Origin of the sequence: Duganella sp. Leaf61, from assembly GCF_001421905.1 — a bacterium.
GTDB classification, from domain to species: Bacteria; Pseudomonadota; Gammaproteobacteria; order Burkholderiales; family Burkholderiaceae_D; genus Rugamonas; species Rugamonas zoogloeoides.
Genome location: NZ_LMLM01000003.1, coordinates 15,819 through 35,290 on the forward strand (window position 1 = coordinate 15,819; position 19,472 = coordinate 35,290).

The following is a 19,472-nucleotide window of genomic DNA, read 5'->3' on the forward strand; positions in this document are numbered from 1 at the left end:
AATATGGAGGCTACCTCCGCTCTCCTTGCAAATCAACAGTTTTCTACAGAACCGAGCAAATGCGCGGCGGTTACAACGTTTCCTGCATCAGCGCCAGCAATGCCAGCGGGTCGTTCAGCACCCGGTCGGCCTGCCAGTCCAGCGGCTTGTGCGGACCGCAGTACCCCCAGCCGGCAGCGATGGTGGGCATGCCGGCCGCCTTGCCGGCCTGGATGTCGCGCAGATCGTCGCCCACGTACCAGCAATCGCTGGGATCGAGCCCCAGCCGCGCAGCGGCTTCGAACAGCGGCGCCGGGTGCGGCTTGGCGTGGGCCGTGGTGTCGCCGGAGATCGAGCAGGCGGCGTGGTCCAGGCCGATCAGTGGCAGCAGCGGGTCGGTAAAGCGCTTCGGTTTGTTGGTGACCACTCCCCATTGCAGGCCGGCCGCTTCGATTCCGGCCAGCAGTTCGGGTACGCCGGCAAACAGCGTGCTGTGGTCGGCGATATTGGCTTCGTAGTTGTCGAAAAAGCCGTCGCGCAGGGCCAGGTAGCCATCGTCCTCGGGCGTCATGCCGAAGGCCACGCCGATCATGCCGCGCGCCCCGGCCGACGCGGTGGGGCGCAGCAGTTCGTAGTCGGACGGTTGCAGGCCGCGCGTGGTACGCAGCAGGTTGACGGCGGCGGCCAGGTCGGGCGCGGTGTCGGCCAGGGTGCCGTCGAGGTCGAACAGGATGGCGCGCGGGGCAGTCAGGGCAGTGGTCATGAGGTCAGTCGAGTGGGCGGGTGGTGGCGATCATGTAGTTGACGCTGGTGTCGTCATTGAGCGAATAGATCTTGGTGAGCGGGTTGTAGCCGAGGCCCTTCATGCCGCGCGTTTCCAGGCCGGCGCTGCGCACGTATTGCGCCAGTTCCGACGGCGTGATGAACTTATCGTAGTCGTGGGTGCCCTTGGGCAGCATGCGCAGCACGTACTCGGCGCCGATGATGGCAAACAGGTAGGACTTGGGATTGCGGTTGAGCGTGGAAAAGAACACATGGCCGCCCGGTTTGACCAGGGCGGCGGCAGCGCGCACGATGGCGCCGGGATCGGGCACGTGTTCGAGCATTTCCATGCAGGTGACCACGTCGTACTGGCCCGGTTCCTGCGCGGCCATGTCTTCGGCGGCCACCAGTTTATAGCGCACTTGCACGCCCGATTCCAGGCTGTGCAGGTCGGCCACTTTCAGCGCTTTTTCACCGAGGTCGATGCCGGTGACGTCGGCGCCCTTGCGCGCCATCGATTCGCTGAGGATGCCGCCGCCGCAACCGATGTCGATCACCTTCTTGCCGGCCAGCGGCACGCGGGCATTGATCCACTCCAGGCGCAGCGGGTTGATTTCGTGCAGGGGACGGAATTCGGAGGTAGGGTCCCACCAGCGGTGGGCCAGGTCGGAAAATTTTTGCAGTTCTAACGGATCAGCGTTCATGGTGCGGCTTTCATGAAAAGATATCCCGCTATTCTAAAGCAGCAGGCATAAAAAAACCCCGCCGAGGCGGGGTTCGTGCAGGCAGGGCCCGTTATTAATTACTTGCTGGTGCCTACGACTTCGATTTCCACGCGACGGTTTTTCGCGCGGCCTTCGGCGGTCTTGTTGTCGGCAACTGGCTGTTTCTCGCCTTTGCCTTCGGTGTACACGCGGGTTGCGTCAACGCCTTTGGAGATGATGTAGGCTTTGACTGCTTCAGCGCGGCGTACCGACAGCTTCTGGTTGTACTCGTCCGAACCAACGGAGTCGGTGTGACCAACAGCGATGATGACTTCCAGGTTGATGGCGCCCAGTTTCGAGGTCACTTCGTCCAGCTTGGCTTTGCCTTCTGGTTTCAGGACCGATTTGTCGAAATCGAAGAACGCGTCAGCGGCGAAGCTCACTTTTTGTGCGGTTGGCACTGGAACTGGTTTCGGCGTTGGCGCTGGGGTTGGTGCCGGAGCTGGTGCTGGAGCCGGCGGTGGTGGCGGTGCTACGCACTTGCCATTTTCCAGTTTTTCTGGCTCAACGCACAGTGGCAGGTCGCAACCTGGCACGGCATCGGCCGGGGTCCAGTAGCCGGTGCGCCAGCACAGACCGAACGGATCACGCACGATCACACCGCGTGCATCTTGCACGTAGGCGCTTTTCGGCGTTGCAGCCTTGATGTCCTGGGTAACAGGAGCGTAAGGTGGTGCGGTAGGCGCGGTTTGCGCGAATGCCGAACCAGCAAAGGCAGCCGAGATGGCCAACAACGAAATAAGTTTCTTCATATTTTTCTTCCTTTCGGGGGTGATATCCGCAGAAAAACTGCGCGACGTGCATTACGTGGGCCGGATTTTACCACGCAGGGGCGTCACGCCCGTCTCCCGATTGCGAAACAAGCAATTGACTTCTGATTCATTTTGCCACAATAGATCCTGGTGCGCGAAAGCGGTGCACCTTTGCACCAATTTGCTCACTACCAATATGTTGTTTTGTCGCAACGTGATTGTCGATAATAAATGAGTAATGTGTCATGAATATTACATCGTGTTACAAGCGTGCATCGTGCGCCAACCCGCACAGGCGCTGGGCCCGAGGGCAAATTGTGTTGGTGCCCCTGTCCGCATGTTAAAATCCTACTCTTGCCTGTCCTTATTGAAGGGCAGGGCAACAGTGTAGTACGTGCGGCATACATTGCTTACAAGATAACCTCACAGTCAAAGATCAGTCGACCCGCCAATGGATCAATTCGCAAAAGAAACAATCCCTATTTCCCTCGAAGAAGAGATGCGCAAGAGCTACCTCGATTACGCCATGAGCGTGATCGTGGGCCGCGCCTTGCCGGACGTGCGCGACGGCCTCAAGCCGGTGCACCGCCGGGTCTTGTTCTCGATGCATGAATCCAACTACGTGTGGAACCGCGCTTACGTCAAGTGCGCGCGCGTGGTCGGCGACACCATGGGTAAATATCACCCGCACGGCGACGCGTCGATCTACGACACACTGGTGCGCATGGCGCAGCACTTCTCGCTGCGCTACATGCTGGTCGATGGCCAGGGCAACTTCGGTTCGGTCGATGGCGACGGCGCGGCCGCGATGCGTTACACCGAGTGCCGCCTGGCCAAGATTTCCAGCGAGCTGCTGGCCGATATCGACAAGGACACGGTCGACTTCCAGCCCAACTACGACGGCAAGGAAAAAGAACCGACCGTTCTGCCTACCCGCATCCCGAACCTGCTGATCAACGGCTCGTCCGGTATCGCGGTGGGTATGGCCACCAACATCCCGCCGCACAACCTGCATGAAGTGATTGCGGGCGCGCTGCACGTGCTGCAAAACCCGCAGTGCTCGATTGACGAACTGATCGAACTGATACCGGCGCCGGACTTCCCGACCGGCGGCATCATTTACGGCGTCTCGGGCGTGCGCGACGGTTATCGCACCGGCCGTGGCCGCGTGGTCATGCGCGCAAAGACCCACTACGAGGAATATGGCAAGGACGGCGGCCGCACTGCGATCATCGTTGACGAGTTGCCGTACCAGGTCAACAAGAAGTCCTTGCTGGAACGTATCGCCGAGAACGTCCGCGATAAAAAGCTCGAAGGCATTTCCGACATCCGCGACGAGTCCGACAAGTCGGGCATGCGCGTGGTGATCGAGCTGAAACGCGGCGAAGTACCGGAAGTCGTCCTGAACAACCTGTACAAGCAAACGCAACTGCAAGACACCTTCGGCATGAACATGGTGGCGCTGGTCGATGGCCAGCCGCGCCTGCTTAACCTGAAGGAAATGCTGCAGTGCTTCCTGTCGCACCGCCGCGAAGTGGTCACGCGCCGCACCGTGTTCGAACTGCGCAAGGCGCGCGAACGCGGTCACGTGCTCGAAGGCCTCGCCGTTGCGCTGGCCAATATCGACGACTTCATCGCCCTGATCAAGGCGGCGCCTACGCCGCCGGTGGCAAAAGCGTCGCTGATGGAGCGTTCGTGGGATTCGTCGATCGTGCGCGAAATGCTGGCCCGCACCGGCGAAGGCGACACCGTGGGCGGCATCGAGGCATTCCGTCCCGAGCACCTGCCCAAGCACTACGGCATCCAGGCCGATGGCATGTACCGCCTGTCCGACGACCAGGCGCAGGAAATCCTGCAAATGCGCCTGCAACGCCTGACCGGTCTGGAACAGGACAAGATCGTCAACGAGTACAAGGATGTGATGGCCGAAATCGCCGACCTGCTGGACATCCTGTCCAAGCCATCGCGCGTAACCACCATCATCACCGACGAGATGACCAGCGTGGTCACCGAATTCGGCGATCCTGCCAAGGACCCGCGTCGTTCGAGCATCGAACACAATGCCAGCGACCTCAATACCGAGGACCTGATCACGCCGCAGGACATGGTGGTCACCCTGTCGCACACCGGTTACATGAAGGCGCAGCCGATTTCCGAATACCGTTCGCAAAAACGCGGCGGTCGCGGCAAGCAGGCCATGGCAACCAAGGAAGAAGACTGGATCGACCAGCTGTTCATCGCCAACACGCACGATTACATCCTGTGCTTCTCCAACCGTGGCCGCATGTACTGGCTCAAGGTATGGGAAGTGCCGCAAGGCTCGCGCAACTCGCGCGGCAAGCCTATTGTGAACATGTTCCCGCTGGCCGATAACGAGAAGATCACCGTGATTCTGCCGCTGTCGGGCGAGAACCGCACCTTCCCCGAAGACCATTACGTATTCATGTCCACCAGCCTGGGCACCGTGAAAAAGACGCCGCTGAAAGACTTCAGCAACCCGCGCAAGGCCGGCATCATTGCCGTGGACCTCGACGAAGGCGACTTCCTGATCGGCGCCGCGCTGACCGACGGCGAACACGATGTGATGCTGTTCTCCGACTCCGGCAAGGCCGTGCGCTTCGACGAGAACGACGTGCGTCCGATGGGCCGCAATGCCCGTGGCGTGCGCGGCATGAATCTCGACGAAGGTCAGCGCGTGATCGCGCTGCTGGTGGCCGAGAACGAGCAGCAGTCGGTGCTTACCGCCACCGAGAACGGCTACGGCAAGCGTACTCCGATCACCGAGTACACGCGCCATGGCCGTGGCACCAAGGGCATGATCGCGATCCAGACCTCCGAGCGTAACGGCCGCGTGGTGGCCGCCACCCTGGTGGAGCCGACCGACGAGATCATGCTGATCACCACCGGCGGCGTGCTGATTCGTACCCGCGTGGCGGAGATCCGCGAAATGGGCCGCGCCACGCAAGGCGTGACCCTGATCGCGGTCGAAGACGGCACCAAGCTGTCCGGCCTGCAGCGCGTGGTGGAAACCGATATCGACGAAGTGGAACTCGAGCCTGGTCCGGACGGCAAGCCAGTGGTGGCGGCTGCCCCCGCAGTTGCTGACGCTGCCGACGCAGCTGACGGCGCCGACGCCACCGATGCCGGTGACGACAAGCCTGCCGACGACGTTCAGCCGGAGTAATTCGCAGCATCGGTCCGGACCCCAGTCCGGGCGCCACGGGGCCAGGTTATTGTGAGCAGCAGTGCGACAATAGACTGGCCCTGTTTTTTTTAGGGACTCCCTATATTGATCACCAAGGAACGCAACGTGACTCACATCTATAACTTCTCCGCCGGCCCTGCCGTCCTGCCCAAGGAAGTGCTGGCGCAAGCGGCTGCCGAAATGCTGGACTGGCATGGCAGCGGCATGTCGGTGATGGAGATGAGCCACCGCGGACCGGAGTTTATTTCGATTTACAAGGCGGCCGAGCGCGACCTGCGCGAGCTGCTGGCAGTACCGGACAATTACAAGATCTTGTTCATGCAGGGCGGGGGCTTGTCCCAGAATGCCCTGATTCCGTTGAACCTGGTGGGCCACAAGCCGCAGCCAGCAACCATCGATTTCATCCACACCGGTTCGTGGTCGGGCAAATCCATCAAGGAAGCCGCCAAGTACGCCAATGTCAACATCGCCGCGTCGTCCATGACGTCGGTGCCGCCGCAGGCCGAGTGGAAGCTCACGCCCGGCGCGGCCTATCTGCACATGTGCACCAACGAGACCATCGACGGCGTGGAGTTCGACTTCGACGCCGGGGTGCCGCAGCCGCAGGACGGCGTGCTGTTCGTGGCCGACATGTCGTCGCACATCCTGTCGCGCGTGATCGACGTGGCCAAATACGGCGTGATCTTCGCCGGTGCGCAAAAGAATATCGGCCCGGCCGGATTGACCATCGTCATCGTGCGCGACGACCTGCTGGGCAAGGCGCTGCCGGCTTGCCCGTCGGCGTTCGACTTCAAGCTGGTGGCCGACAACGACTCGATGTACAACACGCCGCCCACCTACGGCATCTATATTGCCGGCCTGGTATTCCAGTGGCTGAAAAAGAACGGCGGCGTGGCAGCGATGGAAGAGCGCAATATCGCCAAGGCCAAGCTGCTGTATGCGGCGCTCGACGCCGACGATTTTTACCAGACCCGCGTGCAAGCGGCCAGCCGCTCGCGCATGAACATTCCCTTCTACCTGAAGGACGAGAGCCGGAACGAAGAATTCCTGGCCGGCGCCAAGGCGCGCGGCCTGCTGCAACTGAAGGGCCACAAGTCCGTCGGCGGCATGCGCGCATCGATCTATAACGCCATGCCCATCGAAGGGGTGCAAGCCCTGGTGGACTACCTGAACGAATTCGCCGGCCGAACCGCTGGTTAACATCATGAACGACAAACTCAAACCCCTGCGCGAACAGATCGATGCGATCGACGCGCAAATCCTCGACCTGCTGAATCGCCGCGCCCAGGTGGCGCAGGAAGTAGGCCACGTCAAGGCCGAAACCAACGCCCCCGTGTTCCGTCCCGAGCGCGAAGCGCAAGTGCTGCGCGGCGTGGCCGACCGCAACCCCGGTCCGATGGGCAACGCCGAGATGCAAACCATCTTCCGCGAGATCATGTCCGCCTGCCGCTCGCTGGAAAAACGCGTCACCGTCGCCTTCCTGGGACCGGCCGGCACCTACAGCGAACAGGCCGTGTACCAGCAGTTCGGCACCGCCGTCGATGTGCTGGCATGCGCCTCGATCGACGAAGTGTTCCGCGCTACCGAAGCCGGCACGGCGGACTTCGGCGTGGTCCCGGTGGAAAATTCCACCGAGGGCGCCATCGGCCGCACGCTCGACCTGCTGCTCAATACCCCGCTGACGATTAGCGGTGAAGTGGCCATCGCCGTGCGTCACAGCCTGCTTACCGGCACCGGCACCATGGATGGCGTGACCGCCATTTGCGCTCACGCCCAGGCGCTGGCGCAGTGCCAGATCTGGCTCAACAACAACTACCCCGAGATCGAACGCCGCGCCGTGTCGTCCAACGCCGAAGCGGCGCGCATGGCGCGCGACGACCACTCGGTGGCGGCGATTGCCGGCGAACGCGCCGGCGTGCGCTACAGCCTGGGCACGGTCAAGGCCAACATCCAGGACGATCCGCACAACCGCACCCGCTTTGCCGTGATCGGCACCCTGCGCACCGGCCCGTCCGGCATCGACCGCACGTCGATGGCGCTGGCGGCGCCGCACAAGGCCGGTTCCGTGTATCGCCTGCTCGGATCGCTGGCGCAGAACGGCGTGTCGATGACGCGCTTCGAATCGCGCCCGGCCCGCAACGGCAACTGGGAATACTATTTTTACGTGGACGTCGAAGGCCATATCGAAAACCCCGCCGTGGCCAAGGCGCTGGAAGAATTGCAGGGCAATGCCGCCTTCTTCAAGGTTCTCGGCTCCTATCCCGTCAGCCTCACTTAATTACAACGAGAGACAACCATGACCAAGAATTTCGGGCCGGAGTACGTCCGCGCCATCGCCCCTTACCAGGCCGGCAAACCGATCGCTGAAGTCGCGCGGGAATTCGGTTTGCAGGAAGACGCCATCGTCAAGCTGGCCTCCAACGAAAATCCGTTCGGCGTGCCGGAATCGGCCAGGGCCGCCATGGGCGCTGCCGCCGCCGAATTGGGACGCTACCCCGATGCCAACGGCTTCGACCTGAAAGCCGCGCTGTCCACGCGCTACAACGTGCCGGCCGACTGGGTCACGCTGGGCAACGGCAGCAACGACATCCTGGAAATCGCTGCCCACGCATTCGTGGAGCGCGGCCAGTCGGTCGTGTATTCGCAGTATTCGTTCGCGGTGTACGCGCTGGCCACGCAGGGCGTGGGCGCGCGCCACATCGTGGTGCCGGCCAAGGCCCACGGCCACGACCTCGACGCCATGCTGGCGGCCATCGCGGACGATACGCGCCTGGTCTTCATCGCCAACCCGAACAACCCGACCGGCACCTTCATCCCTGCCGCCGAGATCGAAGCGTTCCTGCAAAAAGTGCCGGCCAGCGTGGTCGTGGTGCTGGATGAAGCGTATAACGAATTCCTGGCGCAGGAACACCAGTTCGAGTCTGCCGACTGGGTGAAAAAATATCCGAACCTGCTGGTCTCGCGCACCTTCTCCAAGGCCTACGGCCTGGCCGGCTTGCGCGTGGGCTTTGCCGTCGCCCAGCCAGCGCTGACCGACCTGATGAACCGCATCCGCCAGCCGTTCAACGTCAACTCGCTGGCGCAGGCTGCCGCCATCGCCGCGCTGAACGACAAGGAATTTTTGGCCAAGAGCGCCACCAATAACGCTGCCGGCTACCGCCAGTTCATCGAAGCGTTCGAGCAGCTTGGCCTCGAATACGTGCCGTCGTATGGCAACTTCGTGCTGGTCAAGGTGGGCAGCGACGACGGCGCCGGCGCGCGTGTCAACCTGTCGTTGTTGAAGCAGGGGGTGATCGTGCGCCCGGTCGGCAACTACGGCTTGCCCGAGTGGCTGCGCATTTCGATCGGCCTGCCGCAGGAAAATGCGGTGCTGATCGCGGCGCTGACCAAGGCGCTGGCCGAGGGCTGAGATGGCGTCCACGGCATTCAAGAAGGTCGTCATTTTCGGCGTGGGCCTGATCGGCGGCTCGTTCGCGCGGTCGCTGAAAAAAGCCGGCGCGGTGGAGACGGTCGTGGGCATGGGCCGCTCGCAGGCGTCGATGCAGCGCGCGCTGGAGCTGGGCATCATCGACGTCATCGGCGGCGACATGGCGGAAGCGCTGGCCGGCGCCGACCTGGTGCTGCTGGCGGCGCCGGTGGCGCAGACCGAGGCGATCCTGGCAGCGATTGCGCCGCACTTGCAACCGGGCACCGTGGTGACCGACGCCGGCAGCACCAAGTCGGACGTGGTGGCTGCCGCGCTCAGTGCTTTGGCAGGGAAGGTGGCGCAGTTCGTGCCGGGTCATCCCATCGCCGGGCGCGAAACCAATGGCCCGGAAGCGGCGATCGACGACCTGTACGTGGGCAAGAAGGTCGTGCTGACGGCGCTGGCCGAGAACGACGCGTTTGATGTGGAACGGGTAGCGGTGGCATGGCGCGCGTGCGGGGCGATCATCCATCGCCTGTCGCCCGAAGAACACGACAAGGTGTTCGCGGCCGTGAGCCACTTGCCGCACCTGCTGGCGTATGCGCTGGTCGATGACATTGCCAAGAAGCCGCACGCGGACTTGCTGTTCCAGTATGCAGCGAGCGGCTTCCGCGATTTTACGAGGATCGCGGGATCGTCGCCGGAAATGTGGCGCGACATCAGCCTGGCCAACCAGGCCGCGCTGCTGACCGAGCTCGATGCCTACATGGCGCAATTGACGGTGCTGCGCGCAAAGCTGGCAGCCGGCGACGGCGCGGGGCTGGAGAGCGTCTACGGCAACGCCCAGAGGGCAAGACACCAATGGATTACCGCGATTGAAACGGCGGAAACGCCGCAGTCGGCGGATAAAGCAGAATAAAGCGAAGCAGTAAGCACGCGGACTGACGGCCGCGACGACTGCTTATTAAAGGAATACATATGAACCACGACTACATCGACCTGCAACCGGTCAAACACGTACAAGGCACCGTGCGTCTGCCGGGCTCGAAGTCCATCTCCAACCGCATCCTGCTGCTGGCTGCGCTCTCGCAGGGCGACGTCGATATCGTCGACCTGCTGGCCTCCGACGACACCGCCGTCATGCTGGCCGCCTTGCGTTCGCTGGGCGTGGAGTGGACCGAAGAGCAAACCGCCACCGGCACCATCCACCACGTCAAGGGCGTGGCGGGTGTGTTGCCGAACCAATCGGCCGACCTCTTCATGGGCAACGCCGGCACCGCGATCCGTCCGCTGACCGCCGCGCTGGCCGTGATTGGCGGCGACTATACGCTGCATGGTGTGCCGCGCATGCACGAACGCCCGATCGGCGACCTGGTCGATGCGCTGAACGCCGCCGGCACCAATGTCGAATACACTGGCAACCCCGGCTACCCGCCGCTGCACATCAAGCAGGCCAGGATCCACGCTCAGCGCCTGGCAGTGCGCGGCGACGTCTCGAGCCAGTTTTTGACGGCGCTGCTGATGGTCGCGCCGCTGATGGCGCGCGACCATGCGATCACCATTGACGTGATCGGCGAACTGATTTCCAAGCCTTATATCGAAATCACCTTGAACCTGGTGCGCCGCTTCGGCGTGCAGGTGACGCAGGACGGCTGGTCGTCGTTTACCATCGAGCCGGGCCAGGTGTACCAGTCGCCGGGCACCATCCACGTCGAGGGCGATGCGTCGTCGGCGTCGTATTTCCTGGCCGCCGGCGCGATTGGCGGCGGACCGGTGCGGGTGGAGGGCGTGGGCCGGCAGAGCATCCAGGGCGATGTGCGCTTTGCCGCCGCGCTCGAGCAGATGGGCGCGACCATCGTCATGGGCGACAACTGGATCGAGGCCAGCGGTAATGGCCCATTGAAAGCCATTGACGCCGACTTCAACCACATTCCCGACGCGGCCATGACGATCGCGATTGCCGCGCTGTACGCGGACGGCACCAGCACCTTGCGCAATATTGCCAGTTGGCGCGTGAAGGAAACCGACCGCATCGCCGCCATGGCCACCGAGCTGCGCAAGCTGGGCGCCGTGGTGGAAGAGGGCGCCGATTTCATTCGCGTGACGCCGCCAGCGGTCCTCGCTCCTGCTACTATCGATACCTACGATGATCACCGCATGGCGATGTGCTTCTCGCTGGCATCGCTCGACGGCGCCGCGCGCAAGGGCACCACGGTGCGTATCAACGATCCCAAGTGCGTCGGCAAAACTTTCCCTGAATATTTCGCTGCATTTGCGGCGATTGCAAAATAGTATATACATGCCAACATCCCAGATTCCAGTCATCACCATCGACGGGCCCACCGCATCCGGCAAGGGTACTGTCGCACATCGCGTTGCCGATAAGCTCGGCTTCCATTACCTGGATTCGGGCGCCCTCTATCGCCTGACGGCGTTGTCCGCGCTGCGGCTAGATACCGACCTGGCCGACGAGCACGCACTGGCCAAGCTGGCCGAGCACCTGCAATGCAGCTTCCAGGGCGAGCACATCCTGCTGGGCCACGAAGACGTGAGCGACGCCATCCGCGCCGAGGTGGTGGGCAATACGGCCTCGAAGATTGCCACTTTCCCGGCGGTGCGCCACGCGCTGGTGGGCCTGCAACTGGGTTTCCGCAAGGCGCCGGGCGTGGTGGCGGACGGGCGCGACATGGGCTCGGTGATCTTCCCGCACGCCCCGCTCAAGGTGTTTTTGACAGCAAGTGTTGCGGCACGGGCCGAACGTCGCTACAAGCAATTGATCGGCAAAGGAATTTCTGCTAAGATGGAAGACCTGCTGATGGATTTGCAGGCGCGGGACGACCGGGATACGAACCGGGCCATCGCGCCACTGGTCCCTGCCGCAGGTGCGCATGTGCTGGAAACATCGAATATGACTGCTGACGAAGCGGTCGCGCAGGTGTTGCAGTGGTATGCCGCCATAGGTAAATGAGTGGGCATAAGCATTAAGTAGTATGTTTTTGGTAAGGTGTCTGGCCGCTCTGCGGCCTAGACGTGTTTCAACCCTAACCCAACTGAAGTCGCATATCGCGAGCCTTGTTGGCAAACCTGGAAGTTACAATGTCTAATATGGAAAGTTTTGCAGCCCTCTTCGAAGAATCCCTGTCGCGTCAAGACATGCGTTCGGGCGAAGTGATCTCGGCTGAAGTCGTTCGTCTGGATCACAACTTCGTGATCGTGAACGCCGGCCTGAAATCGGAAGCATTCATCCCTGTTGAAGAATTCAAGAATGACCAAGGCGAACTGGAAGTCAAAGTAGGCGACTTCGTTTCCGTGGCCATCGAATCGCTGGAAAATGGTTTCGGCGATACCATCCTGTCGCGCGACAAAGCCAAGCGTCTGGCTTCGTGGCTGGCACTGGAAAAAGCCATGGAGTCGGGCGAGATCGTTGTCGGCACCGTGAACGGTAAAGTCAAAGGCGGCCTGACCGTCCTGACCAACGGCATCCGCGCATTCCTGCCGGGTTCGCTGGTTGACACCCGTCCAGTCAAGGACACCACCCCATTCGAAGGCAAAACCCTCGAATTCAAAGTTATCAAACTGGATCGCAAGCGTAACAACGTGGTTCTGTCGCGTCGCGCCGTCATCGAAGCTTCGATGGGCGAAGAGCGTCAGAAACTGATGGAAACGCTGAAAGAAGGCACGGTCGTGACCGGCGTTGTGAAAAACATCACCGACTACGGCGCGTTCGTGGACCTGGGCGGCATCGACGGCCTGCTGCACATCACCGACCTGGCATGGCGTCGTGTGCGTCACCCATCGGAAGTCCTGACCGTTGGTCAAGAGATCACCGCCAAAGTCCTGAAATACGATCAAGAGAAAAACCGTGTTTCGCTGGGCGTGAAACAACTGGGCGACGATCCTTGGACCGGTCTGTCCCGTCGTTACCCACAAGGCACCCGTCTGTTCGGTAAAGTAACGAACCTCACCGACTACGGCGCGTTCGTTGAAGTGGAACAAGGTATCGAAGGCCTGGTACACGTTTCCGAAATGGACTGGACCAACAAAAACGTCGCTCCAAACAAAGTTGTCCAACTGGGCGACGAAGTAGAAGTGATGGTTCTGGAAATCGACGAAGAGCGTCGTCGTATTTCGCTGGGCATGAAACAGTGCAAAGCCAACCCATGGGACGACTTCGGTGTTACCCACAAGAAGGGTGACAAAGTCCGCGGCGCGATCAAATCGATCACCGACTTCGGCGTGTTCATCGGCCTGGCTGGCAACATCGACGGCCTGGTACACCTGTCCGACCTGTCGTGGACCGAGTCCGGCGAAGAAGCCGTGCGCAAGTTCAAGAAAGGTGACGAACTGGAAGCCATCGTTCTGGCCATCGACGTTGAGCGCGAGCGCGTTTCCCTGGGCGTCAAGCAACTGGAAGGCGACCCATTCAACAACTTCGCAGCCATGAACGACAAAGGTTCGCTGGTTAACGGTACCGTTAAATCGGTTGAGCCTAAAGGCGCCGTGATCCAGCTGTCGGAAGAAGTCGAAGGCTACCTGCGCGCTTCGGAAATCTCGCGTGACCGCGTGGAAGATGCTGGCACCCACCTGAAAGTCGGCGACGCCGTCGAAGCTCTGGTGATCAACATCGACCGTAAAGCACGTTCGATCCAGCTGTCGATCAAAGCGAAAGACAACGCAGAAACCGCAGAAGCAATGAAGTCGATGGCTTCGGACAGCAGCGCAGCTTCGGGCACCACCAGCCTGGGCGCACTGCTGAAAGCCAAGTTCGATAACAAGAACTAAGTAACACTGAACCAGTCGATGACTAAGTCCGAACTCATCAACCGCCTGGCTGAGCGTTATTCTCAGCTGGTGGCCAAGGATGCGGAGTACGCGGTCAAGACCATCCTCGACGCGATGACCAACGCCCTGGCGACCGGTCAACGCATCGAGATCCGTGGTTTTGGCAGCTTTGCTCTCAACAGCCGGCCGCCACGCATCGGGCGTAACCCCAAGTCGGGTGACAAGGTGATGGTGCCTGAAAAACGGGTGCCCCACTTCAAACCCGGCAAGCAGTTGCGCGAGCGGGTCGACGCGATGGTCGGGCAACCGATCATCGAGGACTGAGGTTGTGACGGTTTAAATGAAAAAGCGGCGTCCTCGGATGCCGCTTTTTTTTTAGCGGTTCTAATGCCATACTGGCGCTCTTGGAAAATCCGATCAGGAATCAGGCTGATGAAATTTGTATCCACCCTCGTTGGACTCGTTCTATTCGTCCTGTTTTTTGGCTTCGCCCTGAAAAATACGCAGGAAGTCGATCTGCACCTGTTTCTCCACTATGAGCTGCGCGGCCCGCTGGTGCTGATGCTGCTCGGGTGTTTCGTGGCCGGCGCCGTGCTTGGCGTGCTGGCGTTGACACCCACGGTGTTTCGCTATCGCCGCGAAACCAATAAACACAAATCCACCATCACGACGATGCAAACGACGGCGCAGCGGGCCAATGCCCAGCCGCAGCCCGACAGCGTCCTCGCTCCCTGAGTTGTACCTCCTTCGTCTCACGCAAAGAATAAAGCATGGAATTTGAACTCTTCTGGTTGCTGGGTATCCCGGTCTTCTTCGGCCTTGGCTGGCTGGCGGCGCGGGTCGATATCCGTCAATTGATGGCCGAATCGCGCACGCTGCCGCGCGGCTACTTCAAGGGCCTGAACCTGCTGCTCAACGACCAGCCGGACAAGGCGATCGACGCCTTTATCGAGATCGTGCGGCTCGATCCCGAATCGGCCGACATGCACTTCGCGCTCGGTAACCTGTTCCGCCGCCGTGGCGAGACCGAGCGCGCCATCCGCGTGCACCAGAACCTGCTGGCACGCCCGGACCTGCCGCAGGAGCAGAAGGAACACGCCGAGTACGAACTCGGTGTCGATTACCTGAAAGCGGGCCTGCTGGACCGCGCCGAGGAAACCTTCAACCGCCTGATCAACGGCCAGTACGGCGCCCAGGCGCGCCGCCAGTTGCTGGAAATCTTCCAACGCGAAAAAGAGTGGCCGCGCGCGATCGAATCGGCCATGGGCCTGCAGGAGTCGGGCGCCGGTTCGCGTCAAAAGGAAATCGCGCAGTTTTACTGCGAGATGGCGCAGGATGCGCTGGTGCACCTGCACGTGGACCAGGCAGAGGAACTGCTGGACAAGTCGCTGGCGGCCGACCGCAACAATGTGCGCGCCACGCTGCTCACCGGCGACGCCCAGCTGGCCAAGGGGGACGTCGAAGGCGCGCTCTTGACCTGGCGCCGCGTGGAGCAGATCAGCGTGCCGCACACGGCACTGGTGGCCCAGCGCATGATGGACGGCTACCGCAAGGTGGGCCGGCCGCAGGAAGGCGTCAACCTCTTGAAATCGTACCTGGAACAGGCGTCGTCGATCGACCTGCTGGAAGTGGTGTACAAGGAAGTGATGGAACTGCACGGCGTGGCCGAGGCCAAGGAGCTGGTGGTCAACGAGCTGCGTCGCACGCCGACCCTGCTGGGGCTTGACCGCCTGCTGGAGGCGCGGCTGGTCGATGCGCCAGCGTCGATTGTCTCCGAGCTGTCGATGGTGAAGAACCTGGTGCACGGCTACACGCAAAAGCTGGCGCGCTACCAATGCAGCCATTGCGGCTTCAAGGCGCGCCAGTTCTACTGGCAGTGTCCCGGTTGCAGCCGCTGGGAGACCTACCCGCCGCGCCGCACCGAAGAACTCAACGTGATGAATTAACGATGGCTAACGAGATTACCACTGACAGCGCGCCGGCATTGAACACGGTGCGCATCCTGATCGTGGGCGACGTCATGCTGGACCGCTACTGGTTCGGCGACGTCAACCGCATTTCGCCGGAAGCACCGGTACCGATCGTGCGTGTAAACCACCGCGAAGCGCGCCTCGGCGGCGCCGCCAATGTGGCGCGCAACGCTGCCGCCCTCGGCGCGCACACGGCCCTGCTGGGCGTGGTGGGCGCCGACGAAGCGGGTACCGAAGTAGAGCAGATGCTCGAGAGCGGCGGCATCCACAGCTACCTGCAGCGCGACGAGGCGATTTCCACCATCGTCAAGCTGCGCGTGATCGGCCGCCAGCAGCAGATGGTGCGCATCGACTTCGAGGAAGCGCCCACCGACACGGTGCTGCGCGACAAGCTCGAACAATTCAAGACCCTGCTGCACGACTACGACGTGATCGTGCTGTCGGACTACGCCAAGGGCAGCCTGGTGGCCGTGGCCGACATGATCGCGGCGGCGCGCGCCGCCGGCAAGGTGGTGATGGTCGATCCGAAAGGCGACGATTTTTCGCGCTACGCGGGCGCTACCGTGCTGACGCCAAACAAATCCGAAATGCGCCAGATCGTGGGCGCCTGGTCCAGCGAAGAGCAGCTGACCGCCAAGGCCCGGCAACTGCGCGCCGACCTGCGCCTGGACGCCTTGCTGCTCACCCGCTCGGAAGAGGGCATGACCCTGTACACGGACGGCGAGCAATACCACATGCCGGCGGCCGCGCGCGAAGTGTTCGACGTTTCCGGCGCGGGCGACACCGTGATCGCCACCATGGCCTGCATGCTGGGCGCCGGCGCCGGCTGGAAAGACGCGGTGCAGACGGCCAATCGCGCCGGTGGCATCGTGGTCGGTAAGCTGGGTACGGCCACGGTGACGCGCGAAGAGCTTTTCGGCTGAGGTCGCTCAATATGGCTGCGCCGGCTTGAGCTTCCTCAAACGGACGGGTCAACTTGGCGCAAGCGCTGGCGTTAGGGAGTGTGCAGGGTGCGATGGTCGCTCCTGCATCAACCCTTACGGAGAATGTCATGTTGAAGAACTTCATGCTCGTGGTCGCCGCGCTCGTGGCAACGATGAACTTTGCTTTCGCCCAGGTGGACGTCAACAAGGCCGACGCGGCCGCGCTCGACAGCGTCAACGGCATCGGCCCGGCCAAGTCCAAGGCCATCCTGGAAGAGCGCAAGAAGGGCGAATTCAAGGACTGGAACGATTTCCAGCAGCGGGTAAAAGGCGTGGGCGAGAAGAACGCGCTCAAGCTGTCGGCGGCGGGGCTGGTGGTCAATGGCAAGGGCAAGGATGGCGCGGCAGTGGCGGCCGGCACGCCGGCCAAGCCTAAGGCTGCCGCCAAGTAAGTAGTACCGTCATCCCCGCCTGGGCGGCGGTTCGCCAAGGCGGGATGATGGTTTTCAGCTCAAGGTCGTCATGAAAATTTCCCGCATCCTCCACGCCGGCTACGTCTTCGAGTCCGGCGGCACGCAAATCCTGTTCGACCCCATTGTCGAAAATCCGTTCAGCCGCAACTGCCACGCGTTTCCCGATGTCCGTTTCGACCTGGACCAGGTCCGGCAGCTCACGCCCGACGCCATCTTCATCTCGCACTTCCACGACGACCACTGCTCGTTCGACAGCCTGCACCTGCTGCCGCGCACCACGCCCCTGTACCTGTACTGCCTGTTCGACGAATTGTTCGCCATGCTGCGCGAACTCGGTTTCAGCAACGTGCAGTCGCTGGCGATCGACCAGCCGGTGCACGTGGGCGGGTTCGAGATCATCGCCCGCCGCGCGCTCGACGACGAAGTCGATTCCATGTTCCACATCCGCGCGGAAGGCCTGAATGTGCTCAACGTGGTCGATGCATGGATCGACCCGCAAACGCTGGAACAATTGAAAGCATACGCGCCGTGGGACATGGTGCTGTGGCCATTCCAGACCATGCGCGAAGTGGACGTGATCGCGCCGTCGCGCGCCTGGCGCGATGAGGCGGCACCGGGGCTGGCGACAGCATGCGCGCCTGCGTTAGTCAGCGAGCGCTCAGCGCAGCTGCCTGCCACGCCGGCGGTGGCGCTGCCTGACGAGTGGCCCGAGCAATTGCAGGCACTGGCGCCGCGCTACGTGGTGCCCAGCTCGTGCCAGTTCGTGCAGGAGCCATGGTCGTGGTACAACCACGCCATGTTCCCGATCACCTATCGCCAGTTTGCGCAGGAGGTGGGCGCCTGGCTGCCCCATGCACAAGTGGTGCGTCTCAATCCCTCGGTGGCGTTCGAGTTGACCGCGCAGGCGTTGATACCGGTCGCGCCGCTGCCGTGGGTGCTGCCAGTGGGCGACCAGGACGTCGATTTCGAGTTCGATCCGGCCATCACGCCGCCACCGACCGCCGACATCGCACGCCGCTTTGCCGCGCTCACCGCCGAGCAAATGGCGCTGGTGCAGGCCTTTTGCGAGCGTGGCCTGCTGCAAAAATATGAAGAGATGGAGCTGCCCGACGACAGCTATTTTATCGAGCCGCGCATCTGGCAACTGACGGTCTACGACCACGACGGGGCAGGGCAGAGCTTCCGCTACCGTATTCACGGTGACAGCATTGAGCATGATTGTATCGAAGCCAGCCGAATCGACAGCGACGGGGGCGAAGGCGATAGTACCGAAAGCGATCGCATCGAGGCCGATCGTATCGAAGCCGCCAGCATCGTGCCGGACGATGCGCAACTTCAGGGCTGGAGTACCGAAATCCCCGCCGCCAAACTGTACGCCGGCCTGGCGCTGGGCGAGTCGCTGACGTCGATGTACGTGCGCATCGCCGGCGCACCGGCGGATGCCGACATCGCCGACGACCCGCTGATCCGCTGCCTGTTCAACGACGCCTTCGGCGCTTACCAGGCCGCGCAACTACGACGCCTCAAGGAAACTACATGAAACGACCCATGCTGGCCTTGGCCACCACGCTGTTCGCACTGGGCGCAGCTGCCGCCCAAACCGTCGCCTTCACGTTTGACGACGGCCCGCGCCTCGAGCAAACGCCGTTGCTGTCGCCGCAGCAGCGCAACGCCGCGTTGCTCGACGCGCTGGCCGCGCACCAGGTATCGGCCGCGCTATTCGTCACCTGCGGCAACGGCGCCAATGAGCCAGACGGGCTCGCATTAGCAAAAGCATGGGGCGACGCCGGGCACGCGGTAGCCAATCACACGATGACGCACCTGGACCTCAACAGCGCCACCGTCACGCTGGCGCAGTACCAGCAGGAAGTGCTCGACTGCGACCGCATCATCGCGCCGCTGCCCGGCTACCAGCCCTGGTTCCGCTACACCTATCTGCGCGAGGGCAACACGCCTGAAAAGCGCGACGGCATGCGCGCCTTCCTCAGGCAGCATGGCTATCGCAACGGCTACGTGTCGCTCGATACCAGCGACTGGCGGCTTGACGACAAGCTCAATGAGATACTCAAGGCCAACCCCAGGGCCGACGTCACGGTGATCCGCCAGGCGTACCTCGACCACCTGCGCCAGCGCGCCACCGCCTACCGCGACCTGTCGCGCCAGCACGAGGGCCGCGATATCCCGCAGGTGATCCTGCTGCACCACAACCTGGTCAACGCGCTGTGGCTCAAGGATGCGCTCGCGCAGTTCAAGGACATGGGCTGGACCATCATCACGCCGGCACAGGCGTTTGCCGACCCGTTCTACCAGCAGCAGCCAAACCGGCAGTTTCCGGGCCAAAGCCTGATGCTGTCGGTTATGCGCAGCAAGGGTATCAACCGCTGGCCGGGCTGGGAGCGGCTGGTCGATGATGGCGACTTCGAGATCGACGCCATCGACGCGGCAGGGAGGTAGCA

Annotated in this window: 18 protein-coding genes; 15 read left to right on the plus strand and 3 right to left on the minus strand. The window is 62.2% G+C overall.

Annotated features, from left to right (window positions below):
* Positions 1–70: 70 nt before the first annotated feature.
* From ASF04_RS05665 to ompA, 3 genes are all read right to left on the minus strand, one after another.
* A complete protein-coding gene (locus ASF04_RS05665; RefSeq protein ID WP_056138935.1) occupies positions 71–742 on the minus strand; it encodes an HAD family hydrolase in 672 nt (223 codons plus the stop codon).
* A gap of 4 nt (positions 743–746) precedes the next feature.
* Entirely contained in the window at positions 747–1,445 is a 699-nt protein-coding gene (gene ubiG / locus ASF04_RS05670) for a bifunctional 2-polyprenyl-6-hydroxyphenol methylase/3-demethylubiquinol 3-O-methyltransferase UbiG (protein WP_019921772.1), read from the minus strand.
* 98 nt (positions 1,446–1,543) lie between these two features.
* On the minus strand, positions 1,544–2,257 hold the full coding sequence (gene ompA / locus ASF04_RS05675) for an outer membrane protein OmpA (protein ID WP_056138937.1): 714 nt from the start codon (positions 2,255–2,257) through the stop codon (positions 1,544–1,546).
* 451 nt (positions 2,258–2,708) lie between these two features.
* Between ompA and gyrA the strand changes: the two genes are divergently transcribed.
* From gyrA to ASF04_RS05750, 15 genes are all read left to right on the plus strand, one after another.
* Positions 2,709–5,441, plus strand: coding sequence for a DNA gyrase subunit A (gene gyrA, locus ASF04_RS05680; protein ID WP_082488576.1), 2,733 nt, complete (start codon positions 2,709–2,711; stop codon positions 5,439–5,441).
* 126 nt (positions 5,442–5,567) lie between these two features.
* Positions 5,568–6,662, plus strand: coding sequence for a 3-phosphoserine/phosphohydroxythreonine transaminase (gene serC / locus ASF04_RS05685; protein ID WP_056139185.1), 1,095 nt, complete (start codon positions 5,568–5,570; stop codon positions 6,660–6,662).
* A 4-nt stretch (positions 6,663–6,666) separates the two neighbouring features.
* Entirely contained in the window at positions 6,667–7,740 is a 1,074-nt protein-coding gene (pheA, locus tag ASF04_RS05690) for a prephenate dehydratase (RefSeq protein WP_056138941.1), read from the plus strand.
* A gap of 18 nt (positions 7,741–7,758) precedes the next feature.
* A complete protein-coding gene (gene hisC / locus ASF04_RS05695; RefSeq protein ID WP_056138943.1) occupies positions 7,759–8,871 on the plus strand; it encodes a histidinol-phosphate transaminase in 1,113 nt (370 codons plus the stop codon).
* A gap of 1 nt (position 8,872) precedes the next feature.
* Positions 8,873–9,787, plus strand: a complete 915-nt coding sequence (locus ASF04_RS05700) for a prephenate dehydrogenase/arogenate dehydrogenase family protein (RefSeq protein WP_056138944.1) — start codon at positions 8,873–8,875, stop codon at positions 9,785–9,787.
* Positions 9,788–9,846: 59 nt separating this feature from the next.
* A complete protein-coding gene (gene aroA, locus ASF04_RS05705; protein WP_056138946.1) occupies positions 9,847–11,160 on the plus strand; it encodes a 3-phosphoshikimate 1-carboxyvinyltransferase in 1,314 nt (437 codons plus the stop codon).
* Positions 11,161–11,167: 7 nt separating this feature from the next.
* The gene (gene cmk / locus ASF04_RS05710; protein ID WP_056138949.1) at positions 11,168–11,836 is read left to right on the plus strand and encodes a (d)CMP kinase; all 669 of its coding nucleotides are present in this window, start codon (positions 11,168–11,170) and stop codon (positions 11,834–11,836) included.
* Between the two features lie 137 nt (positions 11,837–11,973).
* Positions 11,974–13,650, plus strand: a complete 1,677-nt coding sequence (gene rpsA, locus ASF04_RS05715) for a 30S ribosomal protein S1 (protein ID WP_019921781.1) — start codon at positions 11,974–11,976, stop codon at positions 13,648–13,650.
* 18 nt (positions 13,651–13,668) lie between these two features.
* Complete coding sequence (locus tag ASF04_RS05720; protein ID WP_008446215.1) at positions 13,669–13,974, plus strand: integration host factor subunit beta; 306 nt, start codon at positions 13,669–13,671, stop codon at positions 13,972–13,974.
* A 108-nt stretch (positions 13,975–14,082) separates the two neighbouring features.
* Entirely contained in the window at positions 14,083–14,385 is a 303-nt protein-coding gene (locus ASF04_RS05725; protein WP_019921782.1) for a lipopolysaccharide assembly LapA domain-containing protein, read from the plus strand.
* A gap of 35 nt (positions 14,386–14,420) precedes the next feature.
* Positions 14,421–15,596, plus strand: coding sequence for a lipopolysaccharide assembly protein LapB (lapB, locus tag ASF04_RS05730; RefSeq protein WP_056138951.1), 1,176 nt, complete (start codon positions 14,421–14,423; stop codon positions 15,594–15,596).
* 2 nt (positions 15,597–15,598) lie between these two features.
* On the plus strand, positions 15,599–16,543 hold the full coding sequence (gene rfaE1, locus ASF04_RS05735) for a D-glycero-beta-D-manno-heptose-7-phosphate kinase (RefSeq protein WP_056138956.1): 945 nt from the start codon (positions 15,599–15,601) through the stop codon (positions 16,541–16,543).
* Positions 16,544–16,671: 128 nt separating this feature from the next.
* Entirely contained in the window at positions 16,672–16,995 is a 324-nt protein-coding gene (locus ASF04_RS05740; RefSeq protein ID WP_056138957.1) for a DUF655 domain-containing protein, read from the plus strand.
* Positions 16,996–17,065: 70 nt separating this feature from the next.
* Entirely contained in the window at positions 17,066–18,556 is a 1,491-nt protein-coding gene (locus ASF04_RS05745) for an MBL fold metallo-hydrolase (protein ID WP_056138959.1), read from the plus strand.
* Positions 18,553–19,470: a polysaccharide deacetylase family protein gene (locus ASF04_RS05750; protein WP_056138960.1), complete on the plus strand. Its 918-nt coding sequence runs from the start codon at positions 18,553–18,555 to the stop codon at positions 19,468–19,470. The genes ASF04_RS05745 and ASF04_RS05750 overlap by 4 nt, the downstream gene beginning before the upstream one ends.
* Positions 19,471–19,472: the final 2 nt, after the last annotated feature.